Origin of the sequence: Xanthomonas hortorum, from assembly GCF_040279205.1 — a bacterium.
GTDB classification, from domain to species: domain Bacteria; phylum Pseudomonadota; class Gammaproteobacteria; order Xanthomonadales; family Xanthomonadaceae; genus Xanthomonas; species Xanthomonas hortorum_F.
In genome coordinates this window covers 23556-46621 of the sequence record NZ_JBEOLS010000041.1, presented here as the reverse complement: position 1 = coordinate 46621, position 23066 = coordinate 23556, and the positions used below count along the sequence as shown (strand labels likewise).

Sequence of the window (23066 nt, the reverse complement as noted above, 5' to 3'; positions counted from 1 at the left end):
AGTTGCCAAAGCGCTTGGGTAGGCCGCGCCATTTGCAGCCATGCTCGGCAACGTAAAGGATGGCGTTGACCACTTGCAGGTTGGTCATGCTGACATTGCCGCGCTGCGCCGGCAGGCAGTGTTCGATTAGAGAAAATTGTGCTGGCGTGATCTCCATGCACGATAGTTTAATCGCTCGGGCCATTAGTGTTAACAGGCCCTAGAAAATGGCAGTGTCAAACACCAGCGCGGATCGCCGGAAGACCTTGCCAATGCACTGCATCAGCTTCCAGACTACGAAAAGATTGCGATCGGCATGGAGCGTCATTCGGGCATCGGACACCTGGTTGCTGCGATGCGCCAAGGTGAAAAACTGGTCATCTGGGATCGCCAGGTCAGCCATGTAACAGAAGTGCGAACGAGAGAAGAGTTGTTGAATTATTTCAATAGCAATAATGCGTCTAATGTTCAAACGTGGTCCCGCCACTGATCTCCAGTAGTCCGTAGATATCCGCAGGCGACTGGAAAAAAACTATCTTCCACACCTTCTGGACTTGCTGCGGGGCTGCAGCCAAAGTGCTCAGCCCTGCATTGATTCGCCCAGTCACCTTTGTCGGCCAAGCCAGGATAATGTCCGTCGGGCAGGCTGTGGCCGTGGTGATAATCGATGACTAGAAGGCCACTGCGCTGGCATACACGGATTTGTGCTTGACCATGGGACGACGTCTTCGCATGCCGAGCAGCCCTCGTCCTCCGATGCTCGCAGCATGCGGCGTACCGAATGCAATCAATAGGTATTGGCCGCTCCTCCTACACCACGTAAGAAGAGTGAGTGGATCGTGATTGAAAAATAAGTCTGGCATAACGAACCGTTCTCTCTTGGCTATCAGGCACAGTACCCGGCGTCCGTACTCGGCATTTCGGGTGACCCAAACTGAGAGAGTCATCCAGCAAGCTGGTCTTTCAGGTTTCGATGCAGCGTCATTGCCGCATTCGCCCCTTCTAGAACTCTAGCGAGTAAATCCGGTCCAGGGCGGTGCAATAGTGCTTGCCGGTCCTAAACAGCAGTCGTCAAGGTAGATTGGCATTCAAAGTAGCAGGATAGCGACCGCCGACCGTTGGAAGGCGTGCGTGGATAACTCTTGCGCTGCGCGCAGTCGATCGACGACGCTGCGCCCGCTCGGTGCTCGAGAGTAACAAGGCGACCCAATGCAGCATCCTGCTGCGCGCCAAGCTGGATTATGCGGATAACCTCGCTTGCATTGGTGAAAAATGCATGGGCGGCCGATTTTGCTGCGACCAACCTATATCGCACCGCGAAAGCGCGCGCTTGTAGATCAAGTGATCTGTACGCCGATGTTTCGGGCGCTCATAGTGAACGCCGAACAAATGCGTTCATTACCTACGCCGGCCGCCACGCAAACTCCTGAGATTTTCCTTCGTGTCCGCCTCGAAGTTGTCTGCAATGGGCTTGGGGATACTCTGTTTGCCCAGCGGCACTCCGCCCGCAGTTTCCAGATTCTGGCGGATGTCGCCTTTTTTCTTCTCTTTGTCCAATTGCACCTCTTCGTAATGCAAGCCTGCCATCACCGGAATTTTTAACATCTCGACAGATTTACTAATCGAGCTTCCTATTAAATAGCCTTTCACCGCATCGCTGGATTTCCGATCCTTGGCTGCACCTTTGGTTAAACCCTCGCTTGTGCCCTTCGTTGCTCCTTCGGTAGCGCCCTTTGTTGCACCCTCGGTCGTGCCTTTGGTCGCTCCCTCAGTAGCGCCCTTGATGCCGCCCTTGGTAGCACTCTCGCTCGCCGCCTTGGTGGCGCCCTCGGCTACACCCTTGGCGGCCCCTTTGGCTGCGAGCCTAGCGGTTGGTCCACCGACTGCGCCTAAGACCGCTCCCGCCATATTGATACCGGCGAGTTTCCACGCGAGTGACATGTCGCCACCTTGCAGTGCCGTGTCGATCACCTGTGCTGCCTGCGCCTCGCTCTCCAATGCCAGCGCGGCTGCATCGGCAAACTCGCCAATTACGGGGATGCCGTTCAATGCACTGAGTCCTACCGAGGCCCAGTCCATGATCTTGCTATCCCACTTGAGGAACTCATGCAATCCCTTACCGACGGTGCCGATATCCTTTTTCTTCTTCTTGATTTCGGGTTGATCGGCTTTGCCCATCAACATGTCCGCGACAGCCTTCTTCTGCTCGGAAGATGTGGCCGCGTGGGTAGGTGCCTTAGCTACGGTCTTGTTGGCCGCGGTCATATGCTCGTAGAACTGCTGAAAATCCTTTTCACTGATCTTGCCCGAGTCGACGACATGACCACCGCCAAAGAAGCTGTGCGGCTTCTTGTAGCCCGTGATCGAGTTGTTCAACAACCCGAACAGCAGCGGGTCGCCCAACAACTGTTTGGCGGCGTCGCGCACGGCGGGGTCGGCTTTATCGTCCTTGACGATCGTGTCGAGCTTGTCGCGGGTCACCTCTTTGCCGTCGCCGAAGAACGCATCCTGGTGGCTGTTGATGGTGTCGAGCGTTTTCAGTTCGGGGGCGGTCAGGTGCATCTCAGATGCGGATTTCTGCAGAAAATCCGGCGTACTCAGCGAACCCGCGTCTCCCGCCAGCGCCTTCCACTGGTCCGGGTGCTCACGAAAGTACTGCGCGGCGGCGATGACTTGCGGCGGGCACTTCTTGGTCTTGCTGTCGCCTTCGACCAGGTGCTTGAAGGCGTCCTGGTTCAGATCCTTCGGCAGATAGTCCGAGTAGCGATAGAGTTCGCGCATCGCGTCGCTTTCGGTCATGACCGTTGGCTGGGTCTTGTCCGGGCTGTCCGACGCAACATAGTTCTGCGTGTAGCCCTTGGCTTGCTTGTTGGCGTATTCCGCGACCTGCGCGTGGCCGGCCGAGAACTTGCTGAGATCGCCGGCGGTAATCTTGCCGCCACACTTGCCATCGCCTTGCGAGCCAATGGCAAAGAACAGCCGCGGATCCTTCTGCAGTTCGGTCAATGCCTTCTGCAGATCCGGCGGCGTCGCCCGATCGTTGATCTTCGCATCCAGATCGGCCCACGCGACCGGCAATTGGTCCTTGTGGCGATCGAGCGTAGTGACGATGTCCAGCTCGTTCTGGGTGAGCGTGCCGCCATCCCAGGTCACCGTTGAACCTTCTGCGGCAGGCGGCGGTGTCGCTCCCTTAATGTTTTTGGGATTGAACTCGGCATTCTTGCCGCCCAGGTCGGTGACCTGTTGGTGGTGGTCGGCGAAATCCCACAAGTCCTCGGCCTTGATCTTGCCGCCGCATTTGCCATCGCCCTGCGAGCCGATCGCGAAGAACAGGCGCGGGTCTTTCTGCAAGCCTTGCAGCGCGCTCTTCAGATCGGCGGGCGTGGACGAGTCATTGATCGTATCGTCGAGTTTTGCGAACTCAAGCGGCATCTTGTCCTTGTGCTGATTGAGTGTGGAAACAATCTGGAGCTCCGATGCGGTGAGCGTGCCGCCGTCCCATGTCACCGATGAGCCATCCACCGCAGGCGGCAGCCTGGATCCCTTGATGTCCTTGGCATCGAATGGGGTTGATGGGCTCGGCCAGGACGTGCGTTTCTCGATCGGCTGGCCGGCTTGCACGTCGTCCGCTGAAGGCGTGGCCAACCCCGGAATGTCGCTGCCTGACTCACTGATTGGCGTGTTGCCGTAGGTGGCGGCAATCAAGGTGTAAATCTGCTGCAAGAACAGGTTGTCCATCGCCAGCAACAGATCGGAGTCATTCATGGCCGAATCGGATCCGGGCGCCTCCGGCGACGAAGTGTCATCCGTGAGAGGTAGAAACAGACCGGCGGCACTCCCGGTCGAAAGCGTGTTGAGCGACATGTGCGGCCTCGCAATGGCAGAGCAGTGACAGAGCGGCTGCATCTGAGTACATGCTCATACGGTCACACAGGCATGTCTCATGCGGCGAGCACAGATGTTGCCACCGCCGGTACAGGACGCATGCACCGATGAACTATTTTGGCGAAAAAAGCGCAGAAAACGGTGCGAGGGCGGCGTGCTTAACCACATCAGCTTGGGGATGTAGGGTTTCAAAGCAGCCCTCGTTTTTGTGATGGACATTTTTCATGACGCTGAAAGCCAATCAGGCCGTCTACCTCCTGATTGGCGCTTAGGGTGCGGGGATGCAGGACCGGGGGAGTCTTTGCAAACAAGCGCCTGATTCGCGTGGTGACGCAACCTCTTCGCTTCCGCGCTGCGATGGTGATCACAGGGAAGTAGTCTGAGCTTGAGAGAACGATGCACTCTGCTGAATCTGCTGGGTATATCTCCATGTTCAATGTAAACCGCTTACTTCGTGCTCGTCCGCGAACCGACACCCCCGAGCCAGCCCCTGCCGAAGACATGACGCTACGCGAACCGTCCGCTGCGGTGGATGGCTTACTCAGCCCGCTGCACGCGCGGCCGCGGCGGCGCGAAAATACGTCGGGGGCCAATACTTTGACGCCCAGGAGTCCGGGAGGAGGACGCTTTTTACGGTCGCCTCTGCATTCGTCGATGCCACCGGCTGGGGTAGCTGCAAGTTCTTCTGCACCACCGGACAGCGTAGAGCGCGACATCGATGACTGGCTCGCGCTCAACCTGCCGATGGCAGAGCGGGTCCCGAGCGGCTACAACCTGCACAACGGCCAACGGGATACCTCGCGGGAGGTTCTACAGGGCGTGGCAGACGCAATCCGCCGCGCGGGCGTTCGCAGAAGCACCAGGCTCGCACTCAACTACGGACTTCCTGCCACGACACTACCTGATGCGATCGGCAGGCTTGAAGCACTGCAAGAACTGTCGCTGGTCAATACCGGGCTTCAGTCGTTGCCAGACAGCCTTGGGCAGCTCCGCCAACTTCGCCACCTGCAAGTCGCCGCCACCCCGGGTCTGAAAAGGCTGCCAACGTCGTTGACGCGCCTGCCCAACCTGACGACCCTACAGTTGACGGCGATACCGTTGGAGGAGTTACCGGCAGACTTGGGGCGCATGCAAAGCCTGCGCAGCCTCACGCTGGGTGGCGGGCGCTATGAGCGCCTGCCACCCAGCGTCGTCCAACTAAGCCAGTTAACCCAATTGAGCGTTTCGCACTCGTCGCATTTACGGGAGTTGCCTGAAAGCATCGGCAACATGCAGGGCCTCAAGTCACTAGAGGTGGCATCGAACTCCAAGCTGGAACAACTGCCAGGCGGCCTGACCCGGCTGCACCGATTGGAAGAACTCAACCTGTCCTCCAATCGCCGACTGACGCAGTTGCCCGAGGATATTGGGAAAATGAGCGGCCTGACGAAACTGTCCCTGAAAGATTGCGCTGCGCTCCGGCATCTTCCCGACAACGTTGAGGACCTCTCCCAGCTGCAACTTCTAGATCTGCGTGGCACGGGTCTGCGGACCCTTCCACAGTCCCTGGCGCGGCTTCCCGCCACCTGCGACATCAGGGTGCCGGATCATTTGCATGGCCAATTGGCCCGGATCCGCAACCTACAACCCGCGGTAGAGCCGCTCGCCGGCAGAATGCGACCACCGGCGAGGCCTGCGGCGGCGCAGGCCCGATCATCATGGAACCGCGGACCCGAGTTCACGCGCGTGTTGCGCGGCATTGATGCCGACCTGGGGGAGCGTTTTGACAGGTGGATGCAGGGGCTGACACAAAACGCCATGATCTTCGGCGGCTCCATGACGCCGGCCGACATGCGTCTGCTGGACCAGGTGGTGGCCGAGGCCATCATGTCTCCCGAATTCCGAAGCAGCTTCGGCGAATTTTTAGGCGAGCACACCGTCAAGACGCTGAACATGGATGGCATGACCCAGGTGGGCGGTGGCGGGCCTGCAGTGCGGGGAGATGTCAAAACTGCTTTTTCGGAAATGCTGAAGCACAAGCTCATGCACACACGGGACCAGGGGGCGGCGCTGAGCCTGCTGCAGGAGGCGGTGCTAAATCCCGATTTAGGTTTATCGAGAGACAGGCTGCTCCACAGCAGGAACGAACTCACCGGGCGTCCGCAGATGTGGCCACCGCTGCGGGCCTATATTTCCATGCACGATGTGGAGGGAAAGGCGGCGCAGGAAGCCGCGACCACCTGGGCCATGGCTCAGTTCGACGAAGCGGAGGAAGGCGTCATCGGGGAAGCAGAGGCCAAGTGGGAGTCCGAACAGGCGCAGGCCAACGCGAACAGCTTCATCGGGCTGCGCGCACGTGCGCTGTTAAAAGAATGGCGCATCCAGTAGGGCCCTCGCGTGCTGTGGCGAAGACTTTTCCGCTATCAGGAGCGTTGCTTTAGTTCGTTATTTTTAAAGCAGATGTGATTCATTAGATTGCTAACGTTCTCTGATGATTTATAGAGTTTTACGTTGCGGGTATCAACTACTTGATGCTCGCGACGATACCTGCCAGTTACTGGATTGCGATGGATCTGACCGGGTCGCACTGGATCAGAAAACACAAAATAATCTAAAGGTTCCAATGACTTTGGAGAATTCCCTGGATGACTCTGCACCACGATGCTAGTTATCCATCCTCAGTCGCATGGCAGGGGACTCATTGCGCGATCAGGAAGACCGCATAGATGTTTTCGGTATAGGTGATGGTGCCGGTCAGCAGGCTTTCGCCTTGCGCACTGCCACCTACGCTGGACGGCGCTTGCGGTGCTGGAGGTGAGGGAGGCGACATGATGGACGCGGGCGTCGGCGATGCTGGTGCCGACCAGGTACCGGCCTGGATGCCGTACGAGAAGCTCGGTGCAACATCAGAAATGCTGTAAATCCCGGTCAAGCGCACGCCGTAAGCGGCGGCCAGACCTTGCGCCGATTCACGCGACTGCTTGGCTGCCTCGCCTTTGAGGTCGGCACGCAGCCGCGCTACGTCGGCGTAGCTGCTTTGCAGCGAAAGCACCTGCACGTTCTCGTTGGCATCGAGCCCACCAAGGAAAGCGCGCACATCCACCAGCGAGGTAAAGGTCCCGCGAATCCTGCGCTCTATCTGAGTGCCTGAGAAAAAACGGTTGTTCCATTTTCGTAGCGTGATTGCGGCGAGATCGACAGCGCCGATGCATAGAGCGAATCTTTCATGACACGATTGCGCTGCAACCCTTGCAAGACATGCCTTGCGCGGTCTTCGACGAACTTTCGCGCTACATCCGGCTGGATATCGGTCTTGACGACCTTGAGATCTAGGATGAAACGGTCCGGATCAACCGTCCGCGAGGCCTGGCCTTTCACCAGCAAATGCGGCTGTGACGGCAGGCTGTTGACCTGCGCTGTCGCGGCGAGCGGCAGCATCAACAGGCTTGCGAAAATCCAGAGGGCAACTCGCTTCATCGGGTTCTTCCTTGATGAGAGAGGTGGTTATGAATGCGAGCCGGAGTGGCTGAGCGCTGCGACGTCCGCGCACAGCCGATCGACCGACGCGGCCGTGGTCGCCCACGAGGTCACGAAGCGGATCACATGACTGCCATCGGCGCGGACTTCCCAACGCTCGAAGTCGTAGCGTTGCGCCAGCTGCGCGGCCTGCTGCGCACTGACGGCGATGAACTGCTGATTGGTCGGCGAGTCGCTGGTGAACTGCGCGCCAGCGGCCCGCAATCCTGAGCGCAAACGCTGCGCCATGGCATTGGCATGCGCAGCCAGCTCGAAGAACAATCCATCCTCGAACAAGGTGGCGAACTGCGTGCCCAACACCATGCCCTTGGCCAGCAGCGCGCCGCGCTGCTTGATCAGATAACGGAAGTCCGCCTGCAAGGCAGGAGTGACGATGACCAAGGCTTCGCCGAGCAAGGCGCCGTTCTTGGTGCCGCCGATGTAGAACGCATCGGTCAGCGCGGCGATCGTCGGTAGATCCAGATCGTTGCCATCCGCTGTCAGCGCTGCGCCCAGGCGCGCGCCATCCAGATACAGCAGCAAGTCGTGCGCGCGGCAGAAACGCGACAACGCGTCAAGTTCGGCACGCGTGTAGATGGTGCCGCTCTCGGTGCTGTTGGAGATGTAGACCAGGCGCGGTTGCACCATGTGCTCGTTGCCGTGCACGTCCAGCACCGGCTGGATCAACGCCGGGGTGAGCTTGTCGTGCAGCGCGGGCACGGTGAGCACCTTGTGGCCGGTCGCTTCGATCGCACCGGTTTCGTGCGTGGCGATATGGCCGGCTTCGACTGCGATCACGGCCTGATGCGGGCGCAGAAACGCGGCGATCGCGGTCAGATTGGTCTGGGTGCCACCGACCAACAGATGCACCGCCGCCTGCGGTTGCGCGACCGCCTGCCGAATCAACGCAATCGCACGTTCGCTGTGGCGATCGGTGCCGTAGCCGGCGTTCTGCTCGGTACTTGCATCCACCAGTGCCTGCAGCAGACGCGGGTGCGCACCCTCGCTGTAGTCGTTGCGAAAACTGATGCGCGCAGCGCTGCCCTGCCCGTCCATCACAGCCCCTTGGCCGCCTGCGCAACCGCGCGAAACAGTGCGCGGCCCTTGTTCATCGTCTCCTGCCATTCCAGGTCGGGATCAGAGTCGTAGACCACGCCGCCGCCGGCTTGCACATACAGGTAGCCGTCCTGGATGACCGCGGTGCGGATCGCGATTGCGGTGTCGGCATCGCCGTGCCAGCCGATATAGCCGACTGCGCCGGAATACACGTTGCGCTTGACCGGCTCCAGCTCGCGGATGATCTCCAGCGCGCGGATCTTCGGCGCGCCGCTGACGGTGCCGGCCGGGAACGTGGCGCGCAGCACATCGCTGTAATTCAGGCCGGCCTTGAGCGTACCGGTCACTTCGCTGACGATGTGCATGACGTGGCTGTAGCGTTCGATCACGAACTGCTCGCCGACTTTCACCGAGCCAGGTTCGGCAACGCGGCCGACATCGTTACGCCCCAGATCGATCAGCATCACGTGCTCGGCACGCTCCTTCGGGTCGGCCAGCAGCTCGGCTTCCAGCGCCTTGTCCAGCTCGGGCGTGGCACCACGCGGACGGGTGCCGGCGATCGGCCGCACGGTGACCACGCCATCGCGCAGGCGCGCCAGGATTTCCGGCGAGGAACCGACCACCTGGGTGCCACCGACATCGAGAAAATACATGTACGGCGATGGATTGAGCGCGCGCAAGGCGCGATACACATCCACCGGGCGCGCACGGAACGGCACACGCAAACGCTGCGACGGCACCACCTGAAAGATGTCGCCGGCGCGCACGTATTCCTGCGCCTTGCGCACCACCGCGTGATATTCCTCACGGGTAAACGAGGAACGGAAATCCGACTCGTCGATCGCATCGGAAATCTGCGCCTGCGGATAACCGGCACCGCCCTGACGCAGGCGATGCGCCAGCTCGTCCAGGCGCCGATTGGCGCGCACATAGGCCTGCGGCTGGCGCGGGTCGGCATGCACGATCAGGTACAGGCGGCCCTTGAGATTGTCGAACACCGCCAGCTCTTCGGAGAGCATCAACAGGATGTCGGGCGTGCCGAGTTCGTCGGGTTTGTCGCCGCCGCCGAGGTGCGGTTCGATGTACTGGATGCACTCGAAGCCGAACCAGCCGACCAGGCCACCGGTGAAGCCGGGCAGGCCGTCGAGCTGCGGCACCGAATGCTCGGCGCGCAAGGCATCGACCTCGGCGAGTGGGTCGGCAACCTCGCGGGTTTCCAGCACTTCGCCGTGCTCGCTGATTTCCAGCGTATGCCCGCGGAAGCTGTACACGCGCCGCGCGGGCAGGCCGATGATGGAATAGCGCCCGAAGCGTTCACCGCCTTCAACCGATTCGAATAGATAGGTATAGGCGCCGTCGGCGAGCTTCAGATAGACCGAGAGCGGCGTGTCCAGATCGGACAGCACTTCGCGGACAACGGGAATACGGGTGTGACCTTCAGCGGCCTGGCGCTGGAACTGCTCTGCGGTGATCAAGACGACTTTCCTTCCGGGACTCTGTGGCGGGGCGGACGACGGCAACGGGCCACCATCGCCACCAGCGGCGAGCGGAAGAGAAGGAGCGTGAAGTCGTCAGGCGGGACACGTGGGTACTGTAGCGCAACTGCTGGTTTAGGGCAGCAGGGGCGGTGCCGAAGATGTGCGAATTGCGAAAGTGAGTTGGGTCGTGTGTTGTTGGGTGTGGCTTTTCAAGCTGAGTGACATCCGGGCCGGATGGCGCGTGTTTGTCGTTGATAGGTGTATTGGGCTGTGGGCTGTCTGCGACGACTTGCTGTTGGCCAATGTCAGGGCGAGATGCCTGGTAGCGGCATGTGTGTCGGCACAGGGACCCTCACCCCACCCCCTCTCCGCGCCCCGGCCCGCGCTAGCAGCGCGGGCGCTCCAAGGCACGCGCGCCAGTGGCGCGCAAACCGTGCCTTATCGCCCCGGAGGGAGAGGGGCTTACAGCGGTGCGATGGCGGTTGCTTCGCTTGAGCCGCAGTTGCTTCGCTTGAATCCCGATTCCCGATTCCCCATTCCCAGCTTCAAGCGCTGCGCAGCGGGCACTCCACCGGCAAATGCATGCGCAACCGCGCCGGCACGCATTCGATGCGGAAATGCTGCGAGGTCTCAGGTTCGCCGTCCAGATTCAAGGTCAGTGGTTGGTGCGAGACCATCTCCAGCCAGGGCAGCCGGGCGCGCACGGCAACGCGTTCCAGCGCGGCCTGTTTGCCTCCGGTGACCAGGGTGCCAAGGGTGGCGGCCACTTCGCCGTTGAGCGCGGGCACGATGGTGACGTCGAGCAGGCCGTCGTCGATCAAGGCTTCCGGGCAGAGCGCCTGGCCGCCGCCGGCCTGGCGCCCGTTGCCCAGGCCGAGTGCGATGAACTCGCCCTCCCAGCTGAAATCCGGGCCGCTGAAGCGGGCGCTGATCGGGTCGATGCGGCCCAGCCGCGACATGCCGGTAATCAGATAGGCCAGGCCGCCGAGCATCTTCTTCAAGCCCTCGTCGGTTTCCACGGTGACCTGGGTACCGAAGCCGCCACTGGCGACGTTGGCGCACCAATGCGGGCCGTGCTCGGCGTCGATGCGCAGCAGGTCGATCGGTTGCGCCGGGCGTTCGGCGATCAGTGTCAACGCGTCGAGCGGCTCGAGCGGGATGTTGGCGGCGGTGGCGAAGTCGTTGGCGGTGCCCAGCGGCACCAGACCCAGCGAAGGCAACGTGGCGGCATCGGTGTCGTGATGGGCGAGTGCGGCGGCCACTTCGCTCAGGGTGCCGTCGCCCCCGGCGGCGACCACGGTGTGCACGCCGTCGGCAACGGCTTCGCCGACATAACGCTCGGCGTCGCCCTCTTCCCAGGTGACCCGGACATCGAGCTGGATGCCGCGCTTGCGCAGCGTTCCCACCGCCTCACGCAGGTCCAGATTGTCGGTGGACTTGCCGTTGAGGATCAGACGCCAGTGGGACGGGGCCATGCGCGCTGCCAATGCTGTGGGAGTGATGCGCGCAGGCTAGCAGCGGGCCGCTGCGTGCATCGTGAATACGCACTGCCACCGGGCTGTCATTGGTATGTCATCGATGACCCGGAGGATGGAAGTCCATAGCAGGGACGACGGGCGGGGGCAGGATCAGCCTCCAATTTTCTTGAAGGCCGCTCCAATGGGAGCGGCCTTCTTTTTATGTGCCGCTGTTGCCCGCCGCGCTTGGCTCAAGCGCCAGCGGCAAACGCGGCTAGGCGCTCGCCGTCGAGCCGGTACACCGTCCAGCCCTCCATCGGGCGCGCACCGACGGCCTGGTAGAACGCGATGGCCGGCGCGTTCCAGTCCAGCACCGACCACTCGAACCGCCCGCAGCCACGCTGCACGGCCAACTGGGCCAGATGCCGCAACAGCGCTAGGCCAGCGCCCTGCCCGCGCGCTTGCGGACGCACAAACAGGTCTTCCAGATACAGGCCGTTGCGGCCGAGCCAGGTCGAGTAATTGAAGAAATACACCGCAAATCCCAGCGCCTGGCCGTCCTGCTCGCAGATCAGCGCGTGTGCGGTGGCGCCCTCCCCGAATAGGCTGGCACGCAGATCCTCCGGGCTGGCCTTGACCGCATCGGGCTCGCGCTCGTAGACCGCCAGCGCGGTGACCAGTTCGTGCAGCAGCGCGGCGTCATCGGGCGTGGCGGTGCGGATCTGCAGCGGGGCCTGGCTCATCGCACCGCATCCACCGCCGCACGCATCTGCGCAATCACCTGCGCATAGTCGGGGGCATTGAAGATCGCCGAGCCGGCCACGAAGGTATCGGCACCGGCGGCGGCGATCGCACCGATGTTGTCGACCTTGACCCCGCCATCGATCTCCAGCCGGATCGGCTTGCCGAGCGCATCGATCCTGGTGCGGATCGCGCGCAGCTTGTCCAACGCCGAGGGAATGAAGGCCTGCCCGCCGAAGCCGGGGTTGACCGACATCACCAGCACCAGATCCAGCTCCGGCAGCACCCAATCGAGAATATCCACCGGGGTGGCCGGATTGAGCACCAGCCCGGCTTGGCAGCCGTGCGACTTGATCAGCTGGATCGTGCGGTGCACGTGGCGGCTGGCTTCGGGATGAAAGCTGATGGTGGTGGCGCCGGCATCGGCGAAATCCGGCACGATGCGGTCCACCGGCTCGACCATCAGATGCACGTCGATCGGCGCGGTAATGCCGTGCTTGCGCAGCGCCTGGCACACCATCGGGCCGATGGTGAGGTTGGGCACATAGTGGTTGTCCATCACATCGAAGTGCACCCAGTCGGCGCCGGCCTTCAGGACGTTGTTCACCTCTTCGCCAAGACGGGCGAAATCGGCGGACAGGATGGACGGGGCGATCGCCGTCGGTTGCATGGGCAGCTCGGAAGGTAACGGAGCGCACATTCTCGCAACCGGGATCGCAGGATGAAAGCGTCAGGACGAACGCGTTCTGCATCCGTGCGCCGCCATCGTGCGTACACACAGAACTGGCGCGCTGCGCCCGATTAAGGAGAACGCATGAAAACCACCCCGCTCGCTTCTGCCGCCATCGTTCTGTTGGCCCTCGCCCCGTCCGCCTGGGCACAAACCGGCCCGGCCGACTGGTCCGGCTTCTCCATCGGCGCCAATGTCGGCGGCGCCGACGTCAGTGGCGTCTCCGGCGGCCGCTTCGGCTTCGACACCAATCTGGACGGCCGCGATGGCGACCAGGTCAGCACCGCCACCGGTGCCGATGCGTTCTCGCCCGGCTTCTGCGGTGGCGCCGCAGCCGGCCGCACTCCGGCCAGTGGCTGCAGCAAGGACAAGGGCGGTGCCGAATATGGCGCGCGTCTCGGTTACGACTGGCAGGCCGGCAACTGGGTCTACGGCGTGGTGGCCGAGTACACCCGCAACGACCTGCGCGACAGCGTCAGCGCCTTCAGCACCACCCCGGCGTTCTACACCTTCACCCGCCAGCTCAACCGCACCGCCGCCCTGCGTGGCCGGATCGGGTATGCCTTCGGCGAGCAGGGCGATTTTCTGGCCTATTTCACCGCCGGCGTGGCACGCGGCGAGTTCGACCACAGCTTCTCCAGCAGCAACACCGCCAACAGCTTCACCAGCAGCGGTGGCGACAGCGCCGACGGCTATCAGGCCGGTGTGGGCCTGCAGCGCCGCTTGAGCGACAACGTCTCGGTGGGCGTGGAATACCTGTTCACCCGCCTGGAGGACGAAGACACCCGCGTGCGCGTCGGGCCGGGCACCGCACCGGCGACCAACCCGTTCCTGCGCGTCAATCCGGCCGGTACCGATCTGCGCCGCACCGACACTGATTTCTCGGCCAATGCGGTGCGGTTGACGGCGACGTATCGCTTCTGAGTCTTGGGTATGTGAGTGACCACGACGCCTGGCCTCAATGGTCAGGCGTTTTTGTTATGCGGGTTCCAGCTTCGATTCTGGAGCAGGCCGTTGCATCGCCTCACAGCGAGACCAGATGCGCAGCCTTCGATCAGCGTTTGCGCAGTCGCTGGATGCGATCGTAGGCAGCGTTGATCTGGCTAGCCTTCTTTTCGGCCTGACTGCGTGCCTCCGGACCGGCATTGGCCACCTTGTCGGGGTGGTAGCGCGACATCAGCCGGCGATAGGCCAGGTCGATCTCGGCAGTGGTGGCGTCCGGCTCCAGCCCGAGCGCTTCATACGGATTTTCCGCACGACGCTTGAACCAACCGGCGTCCACTGCGTGGCCGATCGCCAGGCCGATCATCAGCCCCACCACCGGTGCCCCGCGAAACAGCAAGGCGCCGGCCAGTGCACCGAGCAGTTTTCCGTACCAGGACATGGGCGATCGGGGGCGGGGAGGCGGGTTGGCGATAGTACCCGAACGCCCGCCCGGCCTGGCTGACACGGTCTGCACGCGGCCGCGCGGTTGCCTCCAATAAATCCAGCGGCGCGCACCGAAGCGCCGTACACTACGCGGCCCGCTGCCCACCCGCGGGCCCGCCGGGTCCCGGGGACAGCGTCATTGCGACGTCCTTAGGAGTGCCTGTGTCGACCACGCTGTTGCAATCCGATCTGCCCGGCCTGCCGTTGCGTCACCGTGGCAAGGTCCGCGATGTCTTCGACATTCCCCGCGAGCGCCTGCCCGCCGATGCGCCGCCGGGCGACTATCTGCTCATGGTGGCCACCGACCGCCTGTCCGCGTTCGACGTGGTGCTGCCCGACCCGATCCCCGGCAAGGGCGAGATGCTGTGCCAGGTCTCCAACTTCTGGTTCCACAAGACCGACCATCTGATGCCCAACCATCTGGTCGATATCCGCGTGGAGCAGGTGCTGCCCGACGGTGTGGACCCGGCGCTGTATGCCAAGCGCGCAGTGGTCACGCGCAAGCTCAAGCCGGTGCCGGTGGAAGCGATCGCACGCGGCTACCTGATCGGCAGTGGCTGGAAGGATTACCAGCGCACCGGCAAGATCAGCGGCATCGAACTGCCCGACGGCCTGCGCCAGGCCGAGAAACTGCCCGAACCGATCTTTACCCCATCCACCAAGGCCGCCGTGGGCGACCATGACGAAAACATCGACTTCGATGCGATGGTCAAGACGGTGGGCGCAGAGCTTGCCGAGCGCGTGCGCGATGCCACGCTGCGCATTTACCGCTTCGCCGCCGATTTTGCCGCCGAACGCGGCATTCTGCTGGCCGACACCAAGTTCGAATTCGGTACCGACGCCGATGGCCGCCTGTACATCATGGACGAGATGCTGACCCCGGACTCGTCGCGCTACTGGCCGGCCGACCAATACGAACTCGGCACCAGCCCGCCCAGCTACGACAAGCAGTTCGTGCGCGATTATCTGGAAACCCTGGACTGGGGCAAGACCGCGCCCGGCCCCAGCCTGCCGGCAGAGGTGATCGAACGCACGCGTGCGAAATATGCCGAGGCATTGCAGCGGTTGGCGGGTATTTCGGTTGATTGATGTTTGAAGCCCCGGTTGCGGGGCTTTGAAGTTGCACCATTGCAGCGATGACCTGAGCGCCAAGCGACTTACTTGGCGCACGCGTTTTGAATTCTGAAAGCGACAGCTGGCAATTCGGCCATCACGCGCCAAGTGTGTAATGGTCAGCGATGCAGAGGCAGATAGCCGATTGCCAACAGGCACGCTGCAATGGCGCACTTTATTGTTCAACGAGGTCGCGATGGCTCCGTCACGTTTCTCTCTGTGCAGTTTTCCCATGTTCCGCAGCGCGTTGCTGCCGGGGCTGCTGCTTGCATTAAGCGCATGTACTGCGGGCGAGTCCGTGCCCCCCGCCGCGACGATGACCACATCGACAGCACCGGCGGCACCGCCAGCTCCTGCACAGACTCCTGTCAGTGACCAACTCGCAGCATTGATACAGGCAAGCGGTGTGAAGTGCACCGACGCAACGACTGCAAAAGGCTGCACGGCTGGCAATGCGGAGACAGGCGACTTTTACGACGTGGAGCTTTCGCCTGTCTGTGGCGACGACGGATTTTTTGCTGGCGTAGCGCAGGCACAGGGTGTGGACGCACTCAGTGCCGTGCCGACTACCGGCAGCAATGCGTCCGCCAACGCCAATCTGGCGCAGGGCCAACTCGTTTGCGTACAAGGCATCGGCCGCGCAGGGCAGCATCCTCTTTACTATTATGTCGTCGCAATCCCCGCAAGCAGTGTCGCAAAATGCAAGGACAATGCGTTGTGCGAGCAGTATGGCGACAGGCCGATCAAACGCTTGGCGCCTGCCGCCGGTGATGCCTGCCATGCAGCCGCACCAGGCCAGTATGTCGGCGATTGCGTGCAGGGGTGGGTGAATGCGAATGCACTCGATGTGTTTTCAAACGGAATCTAGTTGCTGGCAATCAAACTCGGCAAACTCACGACTTTAATTACTGCCGCTTAGTTATTATTGATGGCCGTTTTGAAACACGCTTGGGTCCGAGGGCAACACGGCGAACAGCGAAAATGACCAAGCGCACTTCTTCAAGGGTTTCGGGACGACGGTCAGGTGAGCAGATAGCCAAGCCGATTGATCTGCCTGGTGCCCGCCAGCTCGTGCAAACGATGAAGCCGCAAGCCTTCACATATCTGCAAGCAGCACATGGATAAAATCGCGCCCGCGCTGTAGCTGCCCCCCGATACGATCAGGAGGATCCGTTGGCCCTTTCCCGAATTTCCCTGCATGCCCTGGCACTGAGCCTGGCGCTTGCTGCCTGCACTCAACAAGCGGGTCCAGCTACCGTTGCGACGCCTGCCGCACCTGCAGCCTCAACGCCCGCCGCCGCGCCGACGACGCCCGCCCCGGCGACAAGCTGTCCCGATGCCGACTTCACCGCCTTTGTGAAACGCTTCAGCGCGGACATCGCAGTACAGGAGAAGGCCACGGCCGATCCGCTGACGATGATCCAGCTCGATCCGGACGCGCAGCCCGAGCCGGCGCCGGTGACGCGCACGGTTCCGCTGGCCAAGGTCGAGTGGCCGGTGATTCCCAACCTGGAGGCGGCCCGCAATGGCGGCCGCGAGGTCACGATCTCCGAGGAGGCTGAAAGCCGCCAGGTGCTGGTCCGCACACCGGACACCGGCGACCAGCAGGTCTACCACTTCGCCCAGCAGCCATGCTGGACGCTGGTGAAGGTGGACGACCAGTCGTTATGAAGCAATGGGCCACCGGAAGCGTTTTCCTGCAGGCGTAGATGACTGGCCCTGTCACTTTTATCTCCAAGGAAGCGAATTGATGCGACGCTTTATCTCCGCCCTGCCCGCCCTCGGTTTGACACTCTTGCTTGCCGCATGCGGTGATAAGCAGGGCGTCGCAGATAACACTGCCAGCGCACCGGTCGCACCAACCTCCAACGCCTATTCCCCCGCTTCGATGGAAGCGGCTAAACAGGGACAGAATGACATGATCAAGGAATGTTCTGGCGCGCGTCTGCACCTGACCGCGCTACCGTCCAAAAGCGGCGATTCCCCCAAAACGCGCGTGGAAATAGAGCGCGATGGCGAGCGCCAGGAATTGGCACCGCCCGCAGAGATGGTGGACTACACGGCGGTCGGGCTGGGCTGCGCCGAAGACGGAAAGGGAACCGATTACTTCGTCATCCAATATGGCGAGCTTCCCTATGGTTGCGAGTTCTGCGAGTGGTTCTTCCTCTATGACGCAAAGGGTCAGTTGCTGAATCACGCGGCACCACCGCTTCGCGAGCAGGACGGCCAGCAGAGCCCGAATAACGACGAATACGAACACAAGCTCGAAGAGTTGGGACTAAAGCACCCGGAACTGGTGCCTTTCCAGCCCTGAGCAAAGGATGCTCATGCACTGCTAATGGCGGTGCATGGCGAACGCAGTACGCAGTACATGGAGCAGCACCCGTTACAAGGAAGAATCTGTCTCATAGAAAGGAACGCACGATATGACCGACAACACGATCTATACCGAAATGCTTCAGCCACGCGGCGCTGCCTACCGCAGCGACCGGATCAAACCGTGGAGCCATTATCGCGAGCCCATCGACAGCGCAGATGGCCGACTGCACGGCGAATCGCGTCGCTGGGGCGATGCCAGTCCACAGACCCAATCGCGGGTGATCGATAGCCTCATCGATGCCTCGCAGGATGCCGGGCTTTCATCGCGTGAGACCGCTTATGTTCTAGCCATCGCCCGGGTCGAATCGGGCTTCAATCCTGATGCCGCTGCGGGGACCACGTCTGCTTCGGGCCTGGGTCAATTTATTGATCGCACCGGTGCACATTATGGCGTCACCACAGCCAACCGTTTCGATGTGCAGACGCAGTCGCAGGCATTAGTGCAACATTTCATCGATAACCGCGATCTCGCGCGTAGCCGCGGCCAGGACGAGGATTACATTTACAAGTATCACCACGATGGTCCCAGCAAAGATTATGGTGGCCTTGCGCTATCCCGGCGCGAAATCGCCCCTCACCTGGACAATTACACCCAGTTCGTAGAACAGCGCCTCGCCCAGACGCAGGGAAACGCAGTGGATCGCTCGGCGCCAACTGCGCACCCAGCCGAACCCAGCCATGCCACTCGCAGTAACTTCCAGCAGACGATGGAACGCATGCTGCCAGGCCAGGGCAGTACCGATCCGCATATCACTGGTCATTACGGCGAGCACCGCGGCAGCCGTGGTCCGCACGGCGGTACGGACTTTAATTACGAGGGCGGCCAGGCAGGTCGCAATCTGCAACATCCGACCGTGCATTCGCCGGTCTCTGGAACCGTCACGTTCGCCGGTGGCAACTACGGCACCGTCAAGATTCGCGATGCACAGGGCAACTCGCACGAGATCCTGCACCTGGAAGGACTCAAGGTCAAAGAAGGCCAGGCGCTGTCCGCGGGCGATGCCATCGGCACGATGGGTGGACGCGGCCCGAACGGTGTCAACCAGTACGCACAGCATGTGCATTACCAACTGCGCGATGCCAACGGCAAGCTGACCAGTCCGGAGACGTTCTGGAATCAAGGCCATCATCAGGAATCAGGCGCTCGTCAGGCTCAAGCATCGACACACGCTGGCAATGGCACGCTGCGTCAGGGCGACCACAATCCCGATGTCGGCAAGATGCAGCAGGACCTCAACCGACTTGGGGTGCGCGATGCGCAGGGCAACCGGCTTGCCGAGGATGGCCGCTTCGGCGACAACACGCGTGAGGCGGTGATCGCATTCCAGAAGCAGCATGGGCTGCAGCCCGATGGCGTGGTGGGCCGCAATACACAGGCCGCCTTGTCCGCGTTGCCGGCGCAGGCCCAGACGCAGGCAGGCCAGACGCAGCAGGCCGTGCCGAAGGGCCCATCGTTGAACGATGCCTCGCATCCGGACCATGCGCTGCACACCGCGATCCGCAGCAGGCTGCCAAGCGTGATCTCCAACGAAACGGCGGCCCACGTCACCTTGCAGGCCAAGCAGAACGGCATCGATTCTGCCGACAAGCTGCAGGACGTGACGGTGCAGAACGGTAAGGCGTTCGTCATGGGAACCACGCCAGGCTTCCGTGCGGCAGTGGATCTGAATCAGCCCGCTCCCACGCTGGAGCAGACCAGTGCGCAGTTGCTGGCTGGCCAGACGCAGCAGCAACAGACGCAGGACGAGCAGCACAAGGTCGCCATCGGCGGCCGCTAAGGGTGCAGTAGTGCATCAACAAAGCCGGCCAGTTTTCTGGCCGGCTTTTTTTGCGCGCGCCCTAACATCACCATCGTCGCTCGCGACTGAAGGCGATGCCGCAATCGAACACCACTGCATGCTCCCTGGCGCACCGCGTGTCACTGGGCGCCGACACATTCTTGTAGAAACAGCGGCCTTGTAGAACAGCGCTGCGATACGCGTCTACAGCGCGATGAGCGCCGATCATGCAGCGCATCTTGCATCTGTCTGCGATGCGCTCCACAACGCAAAGTGGCGCGGCGCACAGAACGCAACACAACCGTAATTTTTACTACTGCGCTCTCACAGACTGTGCAAGGTTGGCTGCCGGCACCCTGCTGCCATTCGCGATCGGCTGATGCTCGTCGCCGCCGATCTTTGCATTGCACGTTTCCTGGGAGAGAGTCGTCATGCAATTCCATGTGTTGGGCGCAGCGATCTGCTGCGCGCTATCGTTGTCTGCTGTCGCCAGTGCTGCGGATCTTTCCGCCGATGCCGCGGTAGTGCGCGCGCAATCGTTGTTGGGCAACAACGCTGCGGCGTTGGCCAATCGTGCAACCGCCGATGCATTTGTCGCGCGCGACAGCATTGTCGATGCCGATGGCACCGAGCATGTGCGCTTCGATCGCACCTATCAGGGCTTGCCGGTCATCGGCGGCGATGTGGTGGTGCATTCGCGGCGCGGGGTGATGCGTCAGTTGAGCCAGACCATGGACACCAACGTGCGGCCGGCCATCGTACCGGGCATCGATGCCGACACTGCGGTGCGTGCGGCCGGTGCGCAGTTCGATGTGGCACCCGACGCCGCGCCACGCGCAAGTCTGGCGCTGTATGCGCGCCAAGGCGCACCGCGGCTGGTCTACGAAGTGATCTACAGCGGCATCAAGCCCGACCAGACGCCCACCGAGATGCATTACATCGTCGATGCGGTCAATCAACGCATTCTCGAATCCTGGGATACGGTGCACACCGTGTGCAGTGGCGGCACCAGCGCAACCGGCACCGGGCGTTCGCTGTATGCAGGCAACGTTGGATTATCGACAACGCGTTGCAGCAGCGGTTACGAGTTGACCGACCTGAGCCGCGGGAGCGGCGCCACTTACAACATGCGCAACAGCACCTCCGGCAACGGCACGCTGGTCACCGATGCCGACAACGCCTGGGGCAGCGGCGCCAACAGCGATACGGTGACGGCAGCGGTGGATGCGCATTACGGCGTAGCCTTGACCTGGGACTACTACCGCACCACGCATGCGCGCAGCGGCATCGCCAACGACGGCGCCGGTGCGCGCAGCCGTGTGCATTACGGTAGCCGTTACAACAACGCGTTCTGGCAGGACAGCTGCTTCTGCATGACCTTCGGCGATGGCGACGGCAGCACATTCACGCCGCTGGTCTCGGTGGATGTGGCAGGCCACGAGATGACCCACGGCGTGACCAGTCGCACCGCACGCCTGGTGTACTCGGGCGAGTCCGGCGGTTTGAACGAAGCCACTTCCGACATCATGGGCGCGATGGTGGAGTACTCCGCCAACAACAGCGCGCAGCCGGGCAATTATCTGATCGGCGAAAAGATCGTGCCCGGCAACAGCAGCGGTACGCTGGCGTTGCGCTACATGTTCAAGCCGAGCCTGGATGGCGATTCGCCGGATTGCTACAGCAGCAGCCTGGGCTCGCTCAACGTGCACTACAGCTCGGGGGTGGCCAACCATTTCTACTATCTGCTGGCCGAGGGTGCGGTGGTGCCGGCCGGCTTTGGTGCGGGCACCAGCTGGAACGTGACGCCGGCCGGGCTGGTGTGCAACGGCAATACCGCGTTGACGTCGATCGGCCGTGCCGCAGCCAGCCGCATCTGGTACCGCGCGTTGACGGTGTACATGACCTCTTCGACCAACTACGCGGCCGCACGCAGGGCCACGTTGAGCGCGGCCACCGATCTGTATGGCAGCACCTCCACGCAATACCGCGCGGTTGCCGCAGCGTGGAGCGCGGTGTCGGTCAACTGATGTGTGCCGGCCCTTGCCACGCGAGCGGCGCGTGGCAAGGTGCCCGGCTGCCACAGCGCCATCCGCGCGCGTATGCTTGGGTCATTCCTGGGAGGGAACATGACCGAACGCACCACGACCGCGCGACCGATCGACCGCTATTTCGCCAGCTATTCCGACGATCACCAAAACGCTACCAACCAGCAGATCCATGTGCTGGCAGTGCCGGCGATCCTGTGGTCGGTGGTGGCCTTGCTGTGGTGCATCCCGGTGGGCGGCACCTGGTTCAGTAGCGGCGTGTGGGCGGCGCTGTCGATGTTTGCGGTGTGGTCGTATTACAACCGGCTGTCGCGCCCGCTGGGGTTGGGCATGCTGGGCATCTTCTTCTTCTTCGGCTGTCTGTGCCGCTTGATCGAGAGCAAGCTTGGCCTGGGCGGGGTGTTCACGTCGGGCGTGGCGGTGTTTGTGCTGGCCTGGATCGCACAGTTCGTAGGCCACAAGATCGAAGGCCGCAAGCCGAGCTTTCTGACCGATCTGACCTATCTGCTGATCGGGCCGATCTGGGTGCTGGCCAAGGTGTATCGCCAGCTGGGTTGGCGCTACTAGCTCGACGCACCAACCTCACTAACCTCACTCGCGAACACCGAGTTCTTCCGGCAACGGACGAAACGCACGCGGCGCGTAACCGAAATCGCGGCGCGCCGGTTCCAGATCGAACATCAGGTCATCGCGCATGCGCTGCAACGCCGCTGCATTCATGCCACGCAGGCGGCCCAGGCGTTGCGCAGCGCTCAGCGCCAACCCGAACAGCGTCGGCGGCACCTGATACAACCGCGCCGGTCGTGGCAACGCAGCCAGCACGCGCTCCACCATCTGCATGTAGGCCAACACTTCGCCACCGCCCACCGCATAACTGCGCTGCTGCGTGGCCGGCTGGGTGACTACCGCCAGCGCGGCGCTGGCCAGATCGTCCACATGCACCGGCTGACGTAAACCGGTGGCGTTGGCCGGCAACACAAAGGCGCCGGTGCGCTGCGCCAGGTTGGCGATCTGGGTGAGCGTACGGTCGCGCCCGGCGCCATAGACCAACGTCGGGCGCAGCACCGTTGCGGTTGCGCCGCGTGCCTGCGCTGCAGAAAACAGCGCCTGTTCGGCGTTTGCCAGGCGCTGGGCCACATCGCGCTCTGCCGCGTCGATCGAGTGCTCCTTGACCTCCAGGCTGGTCGAACCGAACGCCACAATGCGCGGGGCAACCACCGGATTTTCCGCATACCAACGTGCGAAATGATCCAGCGGGCCGCAACTGAAGATCACCTCGAACGCTTCGCCTGCCGCTGCCGGCACGGCCAGATCGCCTTGCCGCCAGATCAATCCGGTCCGCGCCGCACGCGGCTGCCGCGACCACGCCGTGACCTGCCAGCCACGGCTCAATAGCCGCGTCAGCAGACGTTCGCCGATCTGCCCGCTGCCGCCGAACACCAGGGCGCGTGGCGCAGAGACAGCGGTGGACGGGGCGGGATTGGCGGCGGTCACAGGGCTCG

General features: G+C 62.4%; 19 protein-coding genes and 1 pseudogene. 9 read left to right on the top strand and 11 right to left on the bottom strand.

Annotated elements, in window-relative coordinates; genetic code table 11:
• The 3 genes from ABS769_RS15460 to ABS769_RS15450 form a co-directional block, all read right to left on the bottom strand.
• Positions 1-157: transposase (locus tag ABS769_RS15460; RefSeq protein ID WP_233368074.1), on the bottom strand; the 157-nt coding region annotated here is incomplete at its 3' end.
• Between the two features lie 42 nt (positions 158-199).
• Positions 200-382 (bottom strand): hypothetical protein, encoded by a 183-nt coding sequence (locus tag ABS769_RS15455; RefSeq protein WP_317061944.1) that lies wholly within the window; start codon positions 380-382, stop codon positions 200-202.
• A gap of 995 nt (positions 383-1377) precedes the next feature.
• Positions 1378-3843 (bottom strand): HrpF/NolX family T3SS translocon protein, encoded by a 2466-nt coding sequence (locus tag ABS769_RS15450; RefSeq protein ID WP_317061946.1) that lies wholly within the window; start codon positions 3841-3843, stop codon positions 1378-1380.
• Between the two features lie 765 nt (positions 3844-4608).
• Between ABS769_RS15450 and xopAE the strand changes: the two genes are divergently transcribed.
• Positions 4609-6231 (top strand): type III secretion system effector XopAE, encoded by a 1623-nt coding sequence (gene xopAE / locus ABS769_RS15445; RefSeq protein ID WP_317061979.1) that lies wholly within the window; start codon positions 4609-4611, stop codon positions 6229-6231.
• Positions 6232-6541: 310 nt separating this feature from the next.
• Here xopAE and ABS769_RS15440 read toward each other — a convergent pair.
• The 6 genes and pseudogenes from ABS769_RS15440 to rpe form a co-directional block, all read right to left on the bottom strand.
• Positions 6542-7320: pseudogene (locus ABS769_RS15440) on the bottom strand (SIMPL domain-containing protein).
• Between the two features lie 27 nt (positions 7321-7347).
• The gene (locus tag ABS769_RS15435; RefSeq protein ID WP_317061947.1) at positions 7348-8415 is read right to left on the bottom strand and encodes a threonine aldolase family protein; all 1068 of its coding nucleotides are present in this window, start codon (positions 8413-8415) and stop codon (positions 7348-7350) included.
• The gene (trpE, locus tag ABS769_RS15430; RefSeq protein ID WP_006448477.1) at positions 8415-9890 is read right to left on the bottom strand and encodes an anthranilate synthase component I; all 1476 of its coding nucleotides are present in this window, start codon (positions 9888-9890) and stop codon (positions 8415-8417) included. The genes ABS769_RS15435 and trpE overlap by 1 nt, the downstream gene beginning before the upstream one ends.
• A 548-nt stretch (positions 9891-10438) precedes the next feature.
• Complete coding sequence (yegS, locus tag ABS769_RS15425) at positions 10439-11368, bottom strand: lipid kinase YegS (RefSeq protein WP_006448476.1); 930 nt, start codon at positions 11366-11368, stop codon at positions 10439-10441.
• Positions 11369-11601: 233 nt separating this feature from the next.
• On the bottom strand, positions 11602-12093 hold the full coding sequence (locus tag ABS769_RS15420; protein ID WP_317061948.1) for a GNAT family N-acetyltransferase: 492 nt from the start codon (positions 12091-12093) through the stop codon (positions 11602-11604).
• Complete coding sequence (gene rpe / locus ABS769_RS15415; protein ID WP_317061949.1) at positions 12090-12761, bottom strand: ribulose-phosphate 3-epimerase; 672 nt, start codon at positions 12759-12761, stop codon at positions 12090-12092. Before rpe ends, ABS769_RS15420 begins: the two co-directional genes overlap by 4 nt.
• Positions 12762-12905: 144 nt before the next feature.
• On the opposite strand from rpe, the gene ABS769_RS15410 reads away from it, so the two are divergent.
• A complete protein-coding gene (locus ABS769_RS15410) occupies positions 12906-13745 on the top strand; it encodes an outer membrane protein (protein WP_006448473.1) in 840 nt (279 codons plus the stop codon).
• A 130-nt stretch (positions 13746-13875) separates the two neighbouring features.
• On the opposite strand, the gene ABS769_RS15405 is transcribed toward ABS769_RS15410, so the two are convergent.
• Positions 13876-14205 (bottom strand): J domain-containing protein, encoded by a 330-nt coding sequence (locus ABS769_RS15405; protein ID WP_006448472.1) that lies wholly within the window; start codon positions 14203-14205, stop codon positions 13876-13878.
• Between the two features lie 206 nt (positions 14206-14411).
• On the opposite strand from ABS769_RS15405, the gene ABS769_RS15400 reads away from it, so the two are divergent.
• The 7 genes from ABS769_RS15400 (at position 14412) to ABS769_RS15370 (ending at position 22131) form a co-directional block, all read left to right on the top strand.
• Positions 14412-15338, top strand: a complete 927-nt coding sequence (locus ABS769_RS15400; protein WP_016901356.1) for a phosphoribosylaminoimidazolesuccinocarboxamide synthase — start codon at positions 14412-14414, stop codon at positions 15336-15338.
• Between the two features lie 220 nt (positions 15339-15558).
• The gene (locus tag ABS769_RS15395) at positions 15559-16230 is read left to right on the top strand and encodes a hypothetical protein (protein WP_317061980.1); all 672 of its coding nucleotides are present in this window, start codon (positions 15559-15561) and stop codon (positions 16228-16230) included.
• A gap of 305 nt (positions 16231-16535) precedes the next feature.
• Positions 16536-17033: a hypothetical protein gene (locus ABS769_RS15390; RefSeq protein WP_317061950.1), complete on the top strand. Its 498-nt coding sequence runs from the start codon at positions 16536-16538 to the stop codon at positions 17031-17033.
• A gap of 79 nt (positions 17034-17112) precedes the next feature.
• Positions 17113-17676, top strand: a complete 564-nt coding sequence (locus tag ABS769_RS15385; protein ID WP_317061951.1) for a hypothetical protein — start codon at positions 17113-17115, stop codon at positions 17674-17676.
• Positions 17677-17788: 112 nt separating this feature from the next.
• Positions 17789-19519 (top strand): peptidoglycan-binding protein, encoded by a 1731-nt coding sequence (locus tag ABS769_RS15380; RefSeq protein ID WP_317061952.1) that lies wholly within the window; start codon positions 17789-17791, stop codon positions 19517-19519.
• 431 nt (positions 19520-19950) lie between these two features.
• A complete protein-coding gene (locus tag ABS769_RS15375) occupies positions 19951-21546 on the top strand; it encodes a M4 family metallopeptidase (RefSeq protein WP_317061953.1) in 1596 nt (531 codons plus the stop codon).
• 99 nt (positions 21547-21645) lie between these two features.
• Positions 21646-22131 (top strand): DUF962 domain-containing protein, encoded by a 486-nt coding sequence (locus tag ABS769_RS15370; protein WP_317061954.1) that lies wholly within the window; start codon positions 21646-21648, stop codon positions 22129-22131.
• A 24-nt stretch (positions 22132-22155) separates the two neighbouring features.
• On the opposite strand, the gene ABS769_RS15365 is transcribed toward ABS769_RS15370, so the two are convergent.
• The gene (locus ABS769_RS15365) at positions 22156-23058 is read right to left on the bottom strand and encodes an NAD-dependent epimerase/dehydratase family protein (protein ID WP_317061955.1); all 903 of its coding nucleotides are present in this window, start codon (positions 23056-23058) and stop codon (positions 22156-22158) included.
• Positions 23059-23066: the final 8 nt, after the last annotated feature.

Bases quoted from the DNA above. Each gene is read 5' to 3' on its own strand.
- ABS769_RS15455 (WP_317061944.1), bottom strand. From the start codon at position 382: ATGGCTGACCTGGCGATCCCAGATGACCAGTTTTTCACCTTGGCGCAT.
- ABS769_RS15380 (WP_317061952.1), top strand. From the start codon at position 17,789: ATGACCGACAACACGATCTATACCGAAATGCTTCAGCCACGCGGCGCT.
- ABS769_RS15420 (WP_317061948.1), bottom strand. From the start codon at position 12,093: ATGAGCCAGGCCCCGCTGCAGATCCGCACCGCCACGCCCGATGACGCC.
- ABS769_RS15370 (WP_317061954.1), top strand. From the start codon at position 21,646: ATGACCGAACGCACCACGACCGCGCGACCGATCGACCGCTATTTCGCC.
- rpe (WP_317061949.1), bottom strand. From the start codon at position 12,761: ATGCAACCGACGGCGATCGCCCCGTCCATCCTGTCCGCCGATTTCGCC.
- ABS769_RS15435 (WP_317061947.1), bottom strand. From the start codon at position 8,415: ATGGACGGGCAGGGCAGCGCTGCGCGCATCAGTTTTCGCAACGACTAC.
- yegS (WP_006448476.1), bottom strand. From the start codon at position 11,368: ATGGCCCCGTCCCACTGGCGTCTGATCCTCAACGGCAAGTCCACCGAC.
- ABS769_RS15450 (WP_317061946.1), bottom strand. From the start codon at position 3,843: ATGTCGCTCAACACGCTTTCGACCGGGAGTGCCGCCGGTCTGTTTCTA.
- ABS769_RS15410 (WP_006448473.1), top strand. From the start codon at position 12,906: ATGAAAACCACCCCGCTCGCTTCTGCCGCCATCGTTCTGTTGGCCCTC.
- ABS769_RS15395 (WP_317061980.1), top strand. From the start codon at position 15,559: ATGGCTCCGTCACGTTTCTCTCTGTGCAGTTTTCCCATGTTCCGCAGC.
- ABS769_RS15375 (WP_317061953.1), top strand. From the start codon at position 19,951: ATGCAATTCCATGTGTTGGGCGCAGCGATCTGCTGCGCGCTATCGTTG.
- ABS769_RS15385 (WP_317061951.1), top strand. From the start codon at position 17,113: ATGCGACGCTTTATCTCCGCCCTGCCCGCCCTCGGTTTGACACTCTTG.
- ABS769_RS15405 (WP_006448472.1), bottom strand. From the start codon at position 14,205: ATGTCCTGGTACGGAAAACTGCTCGGTGCACTGGCCGGCGCCTTGCTG.
- xopAE (WP_317061979.1), top strand. From the start codon at position 4,609: ATGGCAGAGCGGGTCCCGAGCGGCTACAACCTGCACAACGGCCAACGG.